The 14,072-nt window shown below is 64.5% G+C and carries 13 protein-coding genes; 5 read left to right on the forward strand and 8 right to left on the reverse strand.

Translation table 11 applies throughout. The annotated features are described in order from the left end of the window. Nucleotides 1-65 precede the first annotated feature (65 nt). On the reverse strand, nucleotides 66-989 hold the full coding sequence (locus tag E2K99_RS17200; RefSeq protein WP_134222996.1) for a LysR family transcriptional regulator: 924 nt from the start codon (nucleotides 987-989) through the stop codon (nucleotides 66-68). A 114-nt stretch (nucleotides 990-1,103) separates the two neighbouring features. On the opposite strand from E2K99_RS17200, the gene E2K99_RS17205 reads away from it, so the two are divergent. After that, entirely contained in the window at nucleotides 1,104-2,306 is a 1,203-nt protein-coding gene (locus tag E2K99_RS17205) for an MFS transporter (RefSeq protein ID WP_134222997.1), read from the forward strand. A gap of 76 nt (nucleotides 2,307-2,382) precedes the next feature. On the opposite strand, the gene E2K99_RS17210 is transcribed toward E2K99_RS17205, so the two are convergent. Beyond that, nucleotides 2,383-3,474 (reverse strand): tartrate dehydrogenase, encoded by a 1,092-nt coding sequence (locus E2K99_RS17210; protein ID WP_134222998.1) that lies wholly within the window; start codon nucleotides 3,472-3,474, stop codon nucleotides 2,383-2,385. Between the two features lie 175 nt (nucleotides 3,475-3,649). On the opposite strand from E2K99_RS17210, the gene E2K99_RS17215 reads away from it, so the two are divergent. From E2K99_RS17215 to E2K99_RS17230, 4 genes are all read left to right on the forward strand, one after another. Further along, nucleotides 3,650-4,597: a LysR family transcriptional regulator gene (locus E2K99_RS17215; RefSeq protein WP_134222999.1), complete on the forward strand. Its 948-nt coding sequence runs from the start codon at nucleotides 3,650-3,652 to the stop codon at nucleotides 4,595-4,597. An 80-nt stretch (nucleotides 4,598-4,677) separates the two neighbouring features. Continuing rightward, on the forward strand, nucleotides 4,678-5,460 hold the full coding sequence (locus E2K99_RS17220; protein ID WP_134223000.1) for a GntR family transcriptional regulator: 783 nt from the start codon (nucleotides 4,678-4,680) through the stop codon (nucleotides 5,458-5,460). A gap of 225 nt (nucleotides 5,461-5,685) precedes the next feature. Then, nucleotides 5,686-6,960: an oxalate/formate MFS antiporter gene (oxlT, locus tag E2K99_RS17225; protein ID WP_134223001.1), complete on the forward strand. Its 1,275-nt coding sequence runs from the start codon at nucleotides 5,686-5,688 to the stop codon at nucleotides 6,958-6,960. A 238-nt stretch (nucleotides 6,961-7,198) separates the two neighbouring features. Continuing rightward, nucleotides 7,199-8,881: a Na+/H+ antiporter gene (locus E2K99_RS17230; RefSeq protein WP_088754911.1), complete on the forward strand. Its 1,683-nt coding sequence runs from the start codon at nucleotides 7,199-7,201 to the stop codon at nucleotides 8,879-8,881. Nucleotides 8,882-9,026: 145 nt separating this feature from the next. On the opposite strand, the gene E2K99_RS17235 is transcribed toward E2K99_RS17230, so the two are convergent. The 6 genes from E2K99_RS17235 to E2K99_RS17260 all read right to left on the reverse strand — a co-directional run bounded on the left by E2K99_RS17235 (nucleotide 9,027) and on the right by E2K99_RS17260 (nucleotide 14,065). Beyond that, nucleotides 9,027-9,296, reverse strand: coding sequence for a hypothetical protein (locus E2K99_RS17235; protein WP_034338578.1), 270 nt, complete (start codon nucleotides 9,294-9,296; stop codon nucleotides 9,027-9,029). 234 nt (nucleotides 9,297-9,530) lie between these two features. Beyond that, nucleotides 9,531-10,322: a transporter substrate-binding domain-containing protein gene (locus tag E2K99_RS17240; protein ID WP_134223002.1), complete on the reverse strand. Its 792-nt coding sequence runs from the start codon at nucleotides 10,320-10,322 to the stop codon at nucleotides 9,531-9,533. Between the two features lie 13 nt (nucleotides 10,323-10,335). Next, complete coding sequence (locus E2K99_RS17245; RefSeq protein ID WP_134223003.1) at nucleotides 10,336-11,109, reverse strand: ABC transporter permease; 774 nt, start codon at nucleotides 11,107-11,109, stop codon at nucleotides 10,336-10,338. Nucleotides 11,110-11,187: 78 nt separating this feature from the next. Next, nucleotides 11,188-12,189, reverse strand: a complete 1,002-nt coding sequence (locus E2K99_RS17250) for an ABC transporter substrate-binding protein (protein WP_134223004.1) — start codon at nucleotides 12,187-12,189, stop codon at nucleotides 11,188-11,190. Continuing rightward, nucleotides 12,186-12,959 (reverse strand): ABC transporter ATP-binding protein, encoded by a 774-nt coding sequence (locus tag E2K99_RS17255; protein WP_134223005.1) that lies wholly within the window; start codon nucleotides 12,957-12,959, stop codon nucleotides 12,186-12,188. Before E2K99_RS17255 ends, E2K99_RS17250 begins: the two co-directional genes overlap by 4 nt. A 215-nt stretch (nucleotides 12,960-13,174) precedes the next feature. Further along, a complete protein-coding gene (locus tag E2K99_RS17260; protein WP_134223006.1) occupies nucleotides 13,175-14,065 on the reverse strand; it encodes an NAD-dependent epimerase/dehydratase family protein in 891 nt (296 codons plus the stop codon). Nucleotides 14,066-14,072 lie beyond the last annotated feature (7 nt).

Below are 14,072 nucleotides of genomic sequence, written 5' to 3' on the forward strand. Positions count from 1 at the left end.
AAGCCTGTGGGACAACGCATTGCGAAGGCGATCTCTCCCCCTGCAGAGGGAGCATTGAACCACGATTACGTATCGATCATCGCCCCAACCCCCAGCGTCCTTTCAAAATGCCCCACCACCGCCCGCACCTTGGCCGAATGCTCACGGCTGCGCTGCCAGACGATATGCAGAGGCAAACCCTGCGTCACATGCGCAGGCAGGATAGCCACCAGACTGCCCTCGCGCAAGGCCTGCTCCACCACCCAGGTTGCCAGCTGCGCAATGCCCAATCCCGCCTGCACCGCCGCCACCTGCGCCTCGGCCTGCCCAAGAATGATGCGCCCTTCCGCATGCTGCCGTACCACCGGCTGATCTCCGTCCTTGATGAGCCACGGACTGCTGCTGCCATCCGCACGCGCATACAGCACCGCATCATGTGCCTGCAATTCCTGCAGGGTGCGCGGCTCGCCACGGCGGGCAAGATAGGACGGCGCAGCGCAGAACACCAGTTCTTCATGTCCGAGGCAGGTATAACCCAGCGTGGCCGGCCAGACGTCGCCGCCCCCGATGCGTACCACCACATCGAGCCCCTCTTCCACCAGATCAACGAAGCGATCCGTGAAGGACACCTGCGGCGTGACCTGCGGATGTTTCTCCGCAAAGGCCAGCAGCGAAGCCATGCCGCGCAGGCGACCAAAGGTGGCCGGCATGTCCACGCGCAGGCGTCCCGAGGGCGCAATCTCATCCGAGGCCAGCATGTCCTCGGCGCTCTTCAACTCATCCAGCACGCGCACGCAGACCTGATAAAACGCATCACCCGCATCGGTCAACTCAACGCGCCGCCGGCCCCGCTGCAACAGCGGACGCTTCAAGCGCTCCTCCAGCCGCGCCACGGCCTTGCCCACCGCTGAATTGGTGAGATGCAGGCGCTCCGCTGCCGCCGTGAAGCTCCCGGCTTCGACGACGGCGACAAAGGTCTCGAGACCTTTGAGCCTTTCCAGTGGCGACATCTTGCACTCCCGCAGATGGAATATTTTTCCAGATAAGCGACGATTTTATATCCAACAGTAGACATTTGTTCTCACCTACCATGGCGGGCCCAAATTCAAAACGGAGTTTTTCCCATGCCAGCTGCCCCCAGCGCCACCGCGCGCACCCGCACTCAGCCAGCGCAAGATACGCAGGGCGGCAGTGCCTCGATCGCCATTCTCGCGGTGGCCGCTTTCGTCATCGTGACCACTGAATTCCTGATCGTTGGCCTGCTGCCCGCACTGGCGCGCGATCTGCGCATCAGCGTGGCCAGTGCCGGCCAGCTGGTCACGCTCTTTGCCGTGGTGGTGATGCTGTGCGGTCCGCTGCTCACGGCCAGCCTGGCGCATCTGGAACGCAAGCGCCTCTTCATCATCATCCTGGTGATCTTCGCGCTTTCGAATGCACTGGCCGCACTGGCCTGGAACATCTGGATACTGGCCGTCGCGCGCCTGGTGCCGGCGCTGGCACTGCCAGTGTTCTGGGGCACGGCCAGCGAGACGGCGGCACAGATCGCCGGACCGCAAAAAAGCGGACGCGCAGTGTCAACGGTCTATCTGGGCATCTCGGCGGCCATGCTGTTCGGCATTCCGTTGGGCACGCTGGTGTCGGAGGCCGTCGGCTGGCGTGCCGCCTTCGGCCTGCTGGCGCTGCTGTCGCTGCTGGTGGCAGTGTTGATTGCGGCTGTGGTGCCGCGCGTGCGCAGCGCCCCCAGCGGTGGCATGGCGGCGCAGGCACGCATCCTGAAGAGTCCGTTTTTCCTGGCCAACGTGGCCCTGTCGGTGCTGGTCTTCACGGCCATGTTCACGGGCTACACCTATCTGGCCGAGATGCTGGAAAAATCCGGCGGCATCGCCCCCGCCCACGTGGGCTGGTGGCTGATGGGCTTTGGCGCGGTCGGCCTGGTCGGCAATTGGCTCGGCGGGCTGTGGGTGGATCAGAAGCCGCTCGCCACCACAGCCCTCTTCTGCGCCATCCTCGCGCTGGGCATGGCGGGCAGCATGCTGTTGAGCCAGGCGGGCTGGGCCTTTGCGCTGGCACTGGCGGTATGGGGCATCGCCAATACGGCGCTCTATCCGATCTGCCAGATCCGCGTGATGAAGGCTGCTTCGGGCGCGCAGGCGCTGGCCGGTACGCTCAATGTATCGGCCGCCAATGGCGGGATCGCGCTCGGTGCCGCGGTGGGCGGTGCGGCGCTGTCTTCGTGGGGCGCCGGTCAGGTGGGCTATCTGGCGGCGGGGATTGCGATGCTGGCGGTGGTGATGGCTACCATCGTGGCGAAACTCTCACCGCGCTGACAGCACGCCGCTGCGCTCAGCGCCTCAACCAAGAAGGCCGGCATCAAGCCGGCCTTCCTCATTCAAGACGCATCACTCAAGCCTCCTGCTGCCCCCGCGCCGCCTTGGCCACGAAACTGCAGACCGCCTCGGTCACCTGCACCGTGGTCGCCTTGCCGCCCAGGTCACCGGTATGCAATGCCGGATCGGCCGTGACCGCTTCAATGGCCTGCATCACCTGCGCCGCTGCATCGTGCTCGCCCAGGTGTTCCAGCAGCATCACCACCGACCAGAAGGTACCCACCGGATTGGCCAGGCCTTTGCCCATGATGTCGAAGGCCGACCCGTGGATGGGTTCGAACATGGACGGATAGCGGCGCTCCGGATCGATGTTGCCGGTGGGCGCAATGCCCAGGCTGCCCGCCAGCGCAGCGGCCAGGTCGGAGAGGATATCGGCATGCAGGTTGGTGGCCACGATGGTGTCCAGCGTGGCGGGACGGTTGACCATGCGCGCCGTGGCGGCGTCGACCAGTTCCTTGTCCCACTTCACGTCCGGGAATTCCTTGGCAATCTGCACCGCGATCTCGTCCCACATCACCATCGCATGGCGCTGGGCATTGCTCTTGGTGACCACTGTCAACAACTTGCGCGGACGCGACTGCGCCAGCTTGAAAGCGAAACGCATGATGCGCTCGACGCCGGCGCGGGTCATCATCGAGACATCGGTGGCCGCTTCGATGGGATGGCCCTGGTGCACGCGGCCACCGACTCCGGCGTATTCGCCTTCGGAATTCTCGCGCACGATGACCCAGTTCAGGTCTTCGGCACGACAGCGCTTGAGGGGCGCGTCGATGCCCGGCAGGATGCGCGTGGGGCGCACGTTGGCGTACTGGTCGAAGCCCTGGCAGACTTTCAGGCGCAGGCCCCACAGGGTCACGTGGTCCGGAATGTGCGGATCCCCGGCCGAGCCGAACAGGATGGCGTCCTTGTCGCGCAGGGCATCGAGGCCATCGGCGGGCATCATCACGCCGTGCTGGCGGTAATAGTCGCCACCCCAGCCAAAGTCCTCGAAGTCGAAGGCGAGGTCGGCACGGGCAGCGGCCAGGGCTTGCAGCAACTGGCGGCCTGCAGGAATGACTTCCTTGCCGATGCCGTCGCCGGGGATGGTTGCGATGCGATAGGTTTTCATGTCTCCAGCCTTTCTTGATGAGATGCGGTGTGGGGTCTCGCAAAATGACGGCATGCGCCGCCTCTTTGCATGCGGGCTACTTTACCCATACTGAAAGGACAGGAACCGGTGCTAGACTTAAAGCATTCTTAACCTGAATTCAACAATCATTTTTTTGTTTTCCTGGCGAGGTTTCATGCAGGACACCGTTCTTCCCGCCGACCTGCGTTTCTTTTCCGTGCTGGCCATGGCTGGCAGTCTCTCTGCGGCCGGGCGCGAGCTGGGGCTGACCACGGCGGCGGTCAGCAAGCACCTCACGCTGATGGAAGCGCGGGCCGGCGTGCCGCTGGTCAACCGCACCACGCGCCGCATGATGTTGACGCCCGAGGGCGAGCTCTATCTGGAACACGCGCGCCGCATCCTCGACCAGATCGATGAATTGTCCGAACTGCTGGGCAGCTCCAAGCGCCGCCCGGAAGGCCTGCTGCGGGTCAATGCCACACTGGGATTCGGGCGCAGCCATGTGGCGCCGGTGATTTCCAGATTCGTGACGCGCCATCCGCAGGTGTCGGTGCAGTTGCAGTTGTCGGTGATACCGCCGCCGCTGACCGAGGACAGCTTCGATGTCTGCATCCGCTTCGGCGAGCCGCCCGATACCCGGGTGGTAGCGCGGCGGCTGGCGTGCAATGCGCGGCTGCTGTGCGCCTCGCCGGACTATCTCAAGCGCAGGGGCATGCCGCAGACGCCGCATGACCTGGCCAAACACAATTGCGTGGGCATCCGCCAGGGCGATGAGGCTTATGGGGTGTGGAAGCTGTCTTCGGGCAGCGGTGCTTCGCGCAAGACGGAGACGGTCAAGATCCGCGGCAACCTCACCACCAATGACGGCGAGATCGCGGTGAAGTGGGCGCTGGATGGGCACGGCATCCTCATGCGCGCCGAGTGGGATATCCGCAGCTATCTTGAACAGGGGCGGCTGGTGCAGGTGCTGCCGGGCTGGCAGACGCCCAATGCAGATATTTTTGCGGTGTATTCGCAGCGCCAGCAGCTGTCGACGCGGGTGCGCAGCTTTGTGGATTTCATTGCGCGTGAGTTGGCCGATACTTCGCCCAAGCCGCGTATTACCGTGTTGGGCAAGCGCTAGCCGCGGTGCAGCTTCCATCCGCCCCCACCCCCGCGTTAAGATAGCCGCCAACCCCGTCCACCCGCCCAGCCACTTCCTTCATGACGTCCAGCCAAGCGCCCGCCGATCTCGCCACCCGCCGTGCCGGCAAGCTCACCGACACGGTCTATGCCAGCCTGCGCGATGACATCTACGCCTTCCGCCTGCTGCCCGGCGACCGCTTTGCCGAGAACGATGTGGCCGAGCGGCTGCAGGTCTCGCGCACGCCCGTGCGCGAAGCGCTGATGCGCCTGCAAAGCGAAGGCCTGGTGCGCGGCCACTTCCGCAATGGCTGGGAAGTGGTGCCGATCGACCTGGCGCGCTTTGCCTCCCTCTACGAATTGCGCGAGATGCTGGAACTGCACGCCGTGCGCAAGCTGTGCTCCCCGCGCATCGCCCCGGCCGTGCGCCAGCAGCTGGTGGCCGAGCAAGGCGCGATCTGGCAGTGCGCCCCCGGCGACCGCCTGCCCGACGGGCTGGCCGTAGCGGCCCTGGACGAAGCCTTCCACTGCGCGCTGGTGCAGGCGGCCGGCAACCCCGAGGCCGATACCGTCTACCGCCAGCTGGCCAACCAGCTGCGCATCATGCGGCGCCTGGACTTCGCCTATGGCGACTGCATCGATGACACCTACGCCGAACACCGCGCCATCCTCGATGCCATCGCCTGCAGCGATGCCGCTCTGGCTGGCGAACTGATCGCGCGTCACATCGAAGACAGCCACACCGTGGTCGAACGCCTCACCATCGCCCGCCTCGAACAGGTGCGCGCCGAGTCGGTGCAGGCTGCACCGGTGCCGAGCAACGCACCGGCAACGACACCCACCCGCCGCAAGCGTTTTGGCTGAAAAAGTGAAGCTTTGCGCTTCAACTGCGGGTCGCAGGCCGTTTTTTACGCTCCCGAAGAAGGATTGAACCGATTTTCCTGTGCCGGATTTGCCCTGGAGCAAATGGCACGAAAGCTGCTTTTGTGCCTGGCAGGATTTATGCATACATAAATTCAGTCCAGCGGCATCCTGCCCGATCCGGCAAGGCTGCCCGTCCCACTCTGGCTTTCTGTACAGGAGAAACGCATGACCACCCTCACCCAAACCGCCCCGGCGAGCGCGCAGGGCCTGCTGCGCAACCGCTGGTTCCAGCTGTTGATCGGCCTGATCTGCATGATGGCCATCTCCAGTCCGCAATACGTGTGGACCTTGTTCACCAAGCCGCTCACGGCCAAGCTGGGCGTGCCGCTGTCGGAACTGCAGATCACCTTCTCGATGCTGATCGTGCTGCAGACCTTCTTCTCGCCCTTCCAGGGCAGCCTGATCGAGCGCTTCGGCGCGCGCCGCCTGATCGCCATCGGCACCTTCATGTCCGGCCTGTCGTGGGTCCTGGCGGCACAAGCCTCCACCATCGGCATGTTCTATTTGGCCTATGGCCTGGTGGGCGGGCTCGGTACCGGCATCGTCTATGTCGGCGTGGTCGGCCAGATGGTGCGCTGGTTTCCGGATCGCCGCGGCTTTGCGGTGGGCATGGTGGCGGCCGGCTACGGCATGGGCGCCATCCTCACCACCTTCCCGATCTCGGCCTCGCTGGCCAGCGCCGGGCTGGAAACCACGCTCTGGCAATTCGGCCTGGTGTTTGCGGTGATCGGCGTGCTGGCCGCACAGGCCCTGCGCTCGCCTGACGCCAGCCATGCAGCCGCCATGCCGGCCCCGGCCATTGCCGCCAGCAAGCTCGACCTGGCGCCGCGCCAGATGCTGCGTACGCCCCTGTTCTGGCTCATGTTCGTGATGATGACCATGATGTCGACCTCGGGCCTGATGGTGACCTCGCAGATGGCCACCTTCGCGCGTGACTTCGGCGTGGCCAACGTGATGGTGTTCGGGCTGGCCGCGCTGCCGCTGGCACTGACCATCGACCGTCTCACCAATGGCCTGACGCGTCCCTTCTTCGGCTGGATCTCGGATCGCTATGGCCGCGAGAACACCATGTTCTTCGCCTTCGCCCTGGAAGGCGTGGCCATGGCGCTGTGGCTGGCCACGCGCGAGAATGCGGTGCTGTTCGTGCTGCTGTCGGGCATCGTCTTCTTCGGCTGGGGCGAGATCTTCTCGCTCTTCCCCTCCACCCTGACCGACACCTTCGGCACCCGCAACGCCACCGCCAACTATGGCTGGCTCTACATCTCGCAAGGCATCGGCTCGATCTTCGGCGGCCCGCTGGCGGCCATGATGCATGAGAAGACCGGCAGCTGGCATCCGGTCTTCGGAACCGCCATCACGCTGGACATCCTCACCGCCTGTCTGGCGCTGATGGTGCTCAAACCCTGGCGCGCACGCTATCTGGCCAAGGCCGGCAACTGAGCACCGCCTGCCCTCCCCGCGTTCCCTGATGCCGGCCTTGTGCCGGCATCGTCGTTTTTGCCCGCGCCTTCTCCTGATGCAGTGGCACATGGCTGCCGAGCTTGTACCGCGCAGGTACCGTATACTTGCAAGCTAGTTGCAAGTCATTGCAACGCGCCTGCAACGCCCCTGCAACTCCTTGCAGCCCTGCCGGTCTGACCCACCCGCGCCTCATCACAAGAACATCACCTGCTGCCTCATGGAAATCGTCTTCACCGTCCTGATCCTGCTGCTGGCCGTCGCCGTCTCCGGCGTGGTCGCGCGGCTGGCTCCCTTCAAGCTGCCGCTGCCGCTGTTCCAGATCGCGCTGGGCGCGGTGCTGGCCATGCCCATGTTCGGCCTGCGCATCAGCTTCGATCCGGAGCTGTTCCTGCTGCTGTTCATCCCGCCGCTGCTCTTCACCGATGGCTGGCGCATGCCCAAGCGCGAGTTTTTCCGCCTGGCGCGCCCCATCCTGGCGCTGGCCCTGGGTCTGGTGATGTTCACGGTGGTGGGCGTGGGTTACTTCATCCACTGGATGATCCCGGTCATCTCGCTGCCCTCGGCCTTCGCGCTGGCGGCCGTGCTCTCGCCCACCGATGCGGTGGCGGTCTCGTCCATCGTCGGCAAGGGCCGCCTGCCGGCCTCGATGCAGCACGTGCTGGAGGGCGAGGCGCTGATGAACGATGCGTCCGGCCTGGTGGCCTTCAAGTTCGCCATTGCCGCCGTCATCACCGGCACCTTCTCGCTGCTCGATGCCAGCATCTCCTTCGTGCTGATCGCCGCCGGCGGCATTGCCGTGGGGCTGATCGTGGCCTGGGGCTTCGGACTGATCCGCCGCAAGATCATCGAATGGGCCGGTGACGAGCCAGGCATCCAGGTGGTGCTGCTGTTGCTGATCCCCTTCACGGCCTACATCTTTGCCGAACACTTTGGTTTGTCCGGCATTCTGGCGGCGGTAGCGGCGGGCATGCTGATGCCCTATCTGGAGACGGCCGGTGGCGAATCGGCGGCCACGCGCTTGCAGGGACGCAGCATCATGACCATGCTGGAATTCGTCTTCAACGGCATGTCCTTCCTGCTGCTGGGCCTGCAATTGCCGGGCATCGTCAGCCTGGCCCACGTGGATGCGCAGATGGCGGGCAATGTGCCGGTGTGGCACCTGTTCGTCTACATCCTGGCCATCACGGTGGCGCTGATCGTGCTGCGTTTCGTGTGGGTCTGGATCAACCTGCGCATGCGCCGCTTCGCCTCCGCCCTGCGTGGCCAGAGCGGGCGCAACCGCAAGTTCGATTTGCGGCTCATCAGCATCACGGCGCTCTCCGGCGTGCGCGGGGCCATCACGCTGGCGGGCGTGATGTCGATCCCGCTGCTGCTGAAGGAACATACGCCCTTCCCGGCGCGTGACCTGCTGATCTTTCTCGCCACCGGCGTGATCCTGTGCTCGCTGCTGTTCGGCAGCTTCCTGCTGCCATGGATGCTCAAGGATCTGCAGCTCGATGCCGAGGTCAAGCGCCGCCGCGCGGAGGAAATGATGGCGCGCCTGCGCCTGTCGGAGGCGGCCGTGCGCACCATCGAGGAGGCGCAGGAACGCATCGGCGTCAATCTCGATGAATCCGATCTGGCGTTGTTGATGGAAGTCAGCGGCAGTCTGCTGGCGACCTATCGCATGCGCATGAATGCGGAGAGTGATTCGGAAGAAACCCAGCGCGCGGCCAACCGCTTCAAGCAGTTCGAACGTGAACTGCGGCTGGAGGCGATCCGCGCCGAGCGGCTGGAAGTGCACTACCTGCGCGCTGAACAGCGCATCAATGACGAGACCTTCCTGATGCTCATCAACCAGATCGACATGGCAGAGACCTGGTTGCTGGGATCATTGAACGGGCCGGGGCAGAATCACTGATTCGAACCGCCTGCCGCAGCAACGACAAAGCCCGCAACGCCCTTGTACCGGGCGTTGCGGGCTTTGTTGAATCCAGGTTAAGAATCCGGAATTGGCCGCACATTGGCCAATGCGCGGCCAATCCACGTCACCGGCAACGCAGGTATCAGGCCACCGAATTGACGGTCGTGCCGATGATCTCGCCGGTCGCATTGCGCGAAGCCTGCTCGCGGCGATTGCGTTCCTGGCGGGCGTTTTCGGCGCGGGTTTCATCGGCCTGGATTTCTTCGAGGCGACGCTGCTCGGCCTTCAAGGCGGCTGCGGCTTCTTCGGCACGGCGCACGGCCACCGGATCGTTGGCTTTGCCAGTGGTCGGTGCATTGCCGTTGGGGTCGGAGACGACGCCGTTGACGGCAGAGGAAATGTCCATGGCCATGATGGGCTCCCTTTGAAACGAAGGCTGAGGAATGATGACTGGCGGCGACAGGATGTGCCTTCCAGTGGAACGAATGCCGACTATGTTACGCCCATTGCAGCGCTCTGCCACAGGGAAAATCCTGAAATGCGGTGATTTTTGTGCGGACGGCACGGAGCGGCTTGCGCGCTCGTCAACAAATCCCGCTTTCTCGATATCGGCGTGGCAACTTCCTTGCCACGCCGGCAAGAGGCCTCAGTGGCAATCCGGCACGTTCTGGTCGAGGTAGACCTCGAAGGCCACGTTGTTGACCCATTTCTTGATGGCCTTGTCCCAGAACGCATCGTTCCATCGCGCGGCCAGTTGCCGTGCGGCGGCCAGGTCGGCCGGGTCATTGCCGCGTACCTGCAGCACCAGCGCCTGGCGCGTCACCGGCGGCAGTTGCGCGGAGAACTTCTTCCATTCGGGCAGCTTCAGCAGCGCCTTCATGAGCGTGTCGTCATGCACGGCAGCATCGCACTGGCCGATGCGCACGGCCAGCAGCGAATCGGCCGGGGCCGGCATCACTTTCTCGATGGCGGCATAGCGTGCGCTGAGGGTGCCGACATAGGGCGATCCGGCGGAGACGCAGACGGAGCGGCCTTTCAGGTCTTCCCATTTGCGGATGGTGGTATCGGTGCGCATGATGGCCATGCCACCGGCGCTGTAGCCGGTCGGGACCGTGATGACGTCGGCCGCGCCCGCCTGGGCGACATCGATGCGCGTGAGCACGACATCAGGACGCACGCCCTTCAATGCAGCGCGGTCCTGCGTAGTGGGCTGGAGGTCGGCCTTGAGCTTCCACTGCGCGGCAAGATCCTCGGCCGGCACGATGGCGATGTTTTCCGGGGTACGGAATTTCATGCCGCCCTTGTAGACCGGCGGCACGTGGTCCAGCCCGATGCGCACGGTGTCGCTGCGGCGTGCGTCATCGAGCACGCCAGCCTGCGCGGCACCCACGGTCAGGCAGACCGACGCCAACAAGGTGAGGCGAACGAGGGTATGCATGGCCGGCATCACGTCAGACGTACTGGTACTTGAGCAGGCGATGCTTGAGGTTTTCCAGGATCACCTGGTCGATCAGCGCGGCCAGGATGGCGATGGTGAGGATGTTGGCCATCACGCCGATCATGTCGGCCGTCTCGCCCGAGTAGGCCAGCGTGCGGCCCAGGCCCTTGCCGAAACCGACCAGCATTTCAGCGGAAATGAGCGCGCGCCAGGCATTGCCGAAGGCCAGCTGGGCACCGGTGATGAGTTCGGGCATCACCGCTGGAAGGTACACCCGGCGCAGCATGGACAGGCGCGAGGCCCCCATCACGCGCGCTGCAGAGACATGCACCTGCTGCACGCTCTCGGTGGCATTCATGACCGAGAGTGCGGCCGGGAAGAACGCGGCGATGGCCACCACCACCACGATGGGCAGGTTGCCGAAGCCCATCAGGATCAGGAACAGCGGCACCCAGGCAATCGAGGGAATCGATTGCAGAATCACGATGGCCGACTTCAGCACTTCACGGAAGAAGAACAGCACCGCCCCGATCAGGCCGAATCCGATGCCCAGTGCCAGTGCCGAGCCATAGCCCAGGCCCAGGCGATAGAGACTGCCGAAGAGGGCCGTGCGGAAGCTGCCGGACTGCACTTCCTCCACCAGCCGCGCGGCCACCTCGGGCACGCCCGGCATCAGGAAGGACGGCAGCGACCAGGCCGCGATCTGCCACATCAAAAGGATGAAGACGATGGCCAGCAGCATGGCCAGTTTCTTGCGGAGTCCGGTAACGCGACGCTGTGAGCTCATAAGGACAGGAAAGACAATGGCCGGACAGGGTCCGGCCAGGGTGAAGACAAAAGGAAATCGATCAGGCGCAGTGCCGCATCACAGCTTGCGCGCGTTCTGCCACGACAGGTCGGTGATGGAATTCACATCGAAGGGCTTGCCGTCGCGGGTCTTGAGCGAACCTTGCGATTGCAGGATATCGGCGATTTCCTGCATGCGGTCCTGGTCCTTCTTGCTGATCTTGGGGGTGAAGGTCTGGCTCTTGATGGCGTCGCGGATGACGTCTTCACGCAGCATCTCGCCATGCTTCAGGGTCTTCAGGGTCGGTTCGGCGATGAAGTAGCCGGCGATCAGCTTGGAGGCTTCGGCAGGCTTCTTCTGCAGCAGGGTGATGGCATCGCGTTGCGCATCCAGCGACTTCCAGACGGCATCGCGCTTCTTCTTCAAGGTCTCGCCGGAAGTGATGACGACCATGCAGGGGAAGGGCCAGACTTCGCCGATTTCATAGACCTGCTTGACCGGTGCGATCAGTTGCGCAATGCGCGCCTGCGGCTCGAACAGGAAGGCAGCATCGACGCGCTTGCCCACCAGCGACTGCACCGCCACCTGGGGCGAGACGCCCATGACGTTGACGTCATCGGGCTTCACGCCCGCATCACGCAGGACCACGCCCTTGAGCACGGTGTCCGCGGTGCTGCCTTCGGCTTGCGAAGCCAGGGTCTTGCCCTTCAGGTCAGCGACCTTGTTGATGCCGGAATCCTCGCGCGCCACCAGGGCGTGATAGCCCAGTTGCGCCCCGCCGACCACCTTCAGGTCCGCGCCCTTGGAGGCCCAGGCCACGGCATTGGAGAAGCCGAACACGCCGCTGTCGAGCTGGCCGCCGACGATGGCCTTGACCAAGTCGGTGCCGGACTTGAATTCGATCAGTTCCACATCCAGTCCGTATTTCTTGTAGAGGCCGGCTTCATAGGCGGCCATGGCCTGGGCATCGTCCATGACGCGCAGGTAGCCGATCTTGAATTTTTCGAGGGCCAGGGCGTTGCCCGAGAAAGCCAGGGCTGCGGCGGTGATGGCCGGTGCCAGGATGCGTGCGAGTTTCATACTCCTACCCCTTCCAGGTTTTTTGCAAATTCGTCCTGCTCGGCGTGGATGCCCAGCAGGCAAAGGATTTCGCGGCGGGTGGCCGCAAATTCGGACAGGTCGTGCGTCTTTTCGTGATGCACGAGATTGAATTCCTTCAAGACCTTGGCCGGACGCGGGCTGAACACGAAGATGCGGTCGGCCAGGAACAGCGCCTCATCGACATCGTGCGTCACCAGCACCACGGTCGGGCCCTGCTGGCGGATCAGGTCGCGCAGGGCATCCTGCAGGGTCATGCGGGTCAGCGCATCGAGCGCACCGAAGGGCTCGTCCAGCAGCAGCGCCTTGGGCTGCGAGATGAAGGCGCGCGCCAGGGCCGCGCGCTGGCGCATGCCGCCCGAGACCTGGTGCGGATAATAGTTTTCGAAACCCTTGAGCTTGACGTTCTCCAGCCAGACGCGGGCCTGGTCGGCGGATTTCTTCTTGTCGACATTCTGGAATTCCAGTGCCAGCGCCACGTTCTGCTGCAGCGTCAGCCAGGGATAGAGCGCGTTTTCCTGGAACATCAGGGTGCGCTCGGGATGCGGTCCGCGAATGGCTTGGCCGTCGGCGGACACGGTGCCGCTGCTGGCTTTTTCCAGACCGGCGGCCATGTGCAGCAGGGTCGACTTGCCGCAGCCGGAGGGGCCGACCAGCGCGACCAGCTCTCCCGAGGCGATCTCGCGGGTGAATTCCTCGATCACGTGCAGGTCGCCGAAACGCTTGGCGACGTTGTTGAAAGATAGCTTCATGTGGTCCGCGGACGGGCCGCGCGTGGAATGGATGGAACGGAAGAGGCGCGCCGGTGCTGGCGCACGCGCCGGTCAGAAACTTCACAGGCTGCTCCAGCCTCCCCCATTGAGTCAGGCATGCACTGTACTGAGCCCGGCTATGCAAAACAACTACTTAAAAATCGTATGCTTATTCGTATTTCGAATAAGAAAGGTGGGCAAAACGCATAAAGCCGTCAGCCCTTCGTCAGCCTTTGCTCCCGCCATTGGGTCAACAGGCTCTGCACATCGGGATAGCGCAACTGCACGCCCAGCTCCTGCTTGATGCGGGCATTGTGGAGGCGGCGCGATTCCGACATGAAGGACAGCATCATCGGCGAGACGCTGCGTTCCAGCTCGCTGCGCGGCAGGCGCGGCGGACGGGAAAGACCGGCGGCATCGGCCACGGCGTCGAAGTAGTCGCCCATCTTGAGGTCGGTGTCGTCGACAGCGTGATAGACGCGATTGGGCGCGCCCAGCCGCATCGCCGCCAGGCAGATGCGGGCCAGGTCGTCGGCGTGGATGTGGTTGGTATGCACGTCCTCCTGCGCCACCAGCGCCGGCAGGCCCTTGTGCAGGCGCTCCAGCGGCAGGCGGTCGGCGGCGTAGATGCCCGGCACGCGCAGGATGGAGAGCTTGCCATGGCGGCGCCGGGCCCAGGCGCGCAGGACCGTTTCGGCGTCCACCCGGCGCACGGCGCGGGCGTTCTGCGGACGCACGCGCCGGGTCTCATCGAAACTTGCGCCAGCGCAATCTCCGTAGACACCGGTAGTACTCACATAAACCAGGCGCGCGCCCTCGGGTAAAATGGCGGCCAAATTGCGAGTGCGGCGGTCGATGCGGCCCTCGGACTGCGGCGGCGCCAGATGCACGATGGTCGGTGCCAGGCGCGCCAGGCGGCCCAGCGTCAAGGGGGCGTCCAGGTCGGCCACGATGGGAATGGCCCCGGCGGCGCGCAGTTCGGCGCGGCGGTCGGGGTTGCTGGTCACGGCCAGTACGCGGTAGCGCGGCAGCAGCAGCGGCACCAGCCGCAGGCCGACATCGCCGCAGCCCAGGATCAGTACGCGGGGCAGGCCTAGTTTTTTCACGGTGTTC

It is taken from the genome of Herbaspirillum huttiense (genome assembly GCF_004367745.1).
Classification (GTDB): domain Bacteria; phylum Pseudomonadota; class Gammaproteobacteria; order Burkholderiales; family Burkholderiaceae_D; genus Herbaspirillum; species Herbaspirillum huttiense.

Coding starts and splice junctions, on each gene's coding strand:
- E2K99_RS17200 (WP_134222996.1), bottom strand. CDS start 989: ATGTCGCCACTGGAAAGGCTCAAAGGTCTCGAGACCTTTGTCGCCGTC.
- E2K99_RS17205 (WP_134222997.1), top strand. CDS start 1,104: ATGCCAGCTGCCCCCAGCGCCACCGCGCGCACCCGCACTCAGCCAGCG.
- E2K99_RS17210 (WP_134222998.1), bottom strand. CDS start 3,474: ATGAAAACCTATCGCATCGCAACCATCCCCGGCGACGGCATCGGCAAG.
- E2K99_RS17215 (WP_134222999.1), top strand. CDS start 3,650: ATGCAGGACACCGTTCTTCCCGCCGACCTGCGTTTCTTTTCCGTGCTG.
- E2K99_RS17220 (WP_134223000.1), top strand. CDS start 4,678: ATGACGTCCAGCCAAGCGCCCGCCGATCTCGCCACCCGCCGTGCCGGC.
- oxlT (WP_134223001.1), top strand. CDS start 5,686: ATGACCACCCTCACCCAAACCGCCCCGGCGAGCGCGCAGGGCCTGCTG.
- E2K99_RS17230 (WP_088754911.1), top strand. CDS start 7,199: ATGGAAATCGTCTTCACCGTCCTGATCCTGCTGCTGGCCGTCGCCGTC.
- E2K99_RS17235 (WP_034338578.1), bottom strand. CDS start 9,296: ATGGCCATGGACATTTCCTCTGCCGTCAACGGCGTCGTCTCCGACCCC.
- E2K99_RS17240 (WP_134223002.1), bottom strand. CDS start 10,322: ATGCATACCCTCGTTCGCCTCACCTTGTTGGCGTCGGTCTGCCTGACC.
- E2K99_RS17245 (WP_134223003.1), bottom strand. CDS start 11,109: ATGAGCTCACAGCGTCGCGTTACCGGACTCCGCAAGAAACTGGCCATG.
- E2K99_RS17250 (WP_134223004.1), bottom strand. CDS start 12,189: ATGAAACTCGCACGCATCCTGGCACCGGCCATCACCGCCGCAGCCCTG.
- E2K99_RS17255 (WP_134223005.1), bottom strand. CDS start 12,959: ATGAAGCTATCTTTCAACAACGTCGCCAAGCGTTTCGGCGACCTGCAC.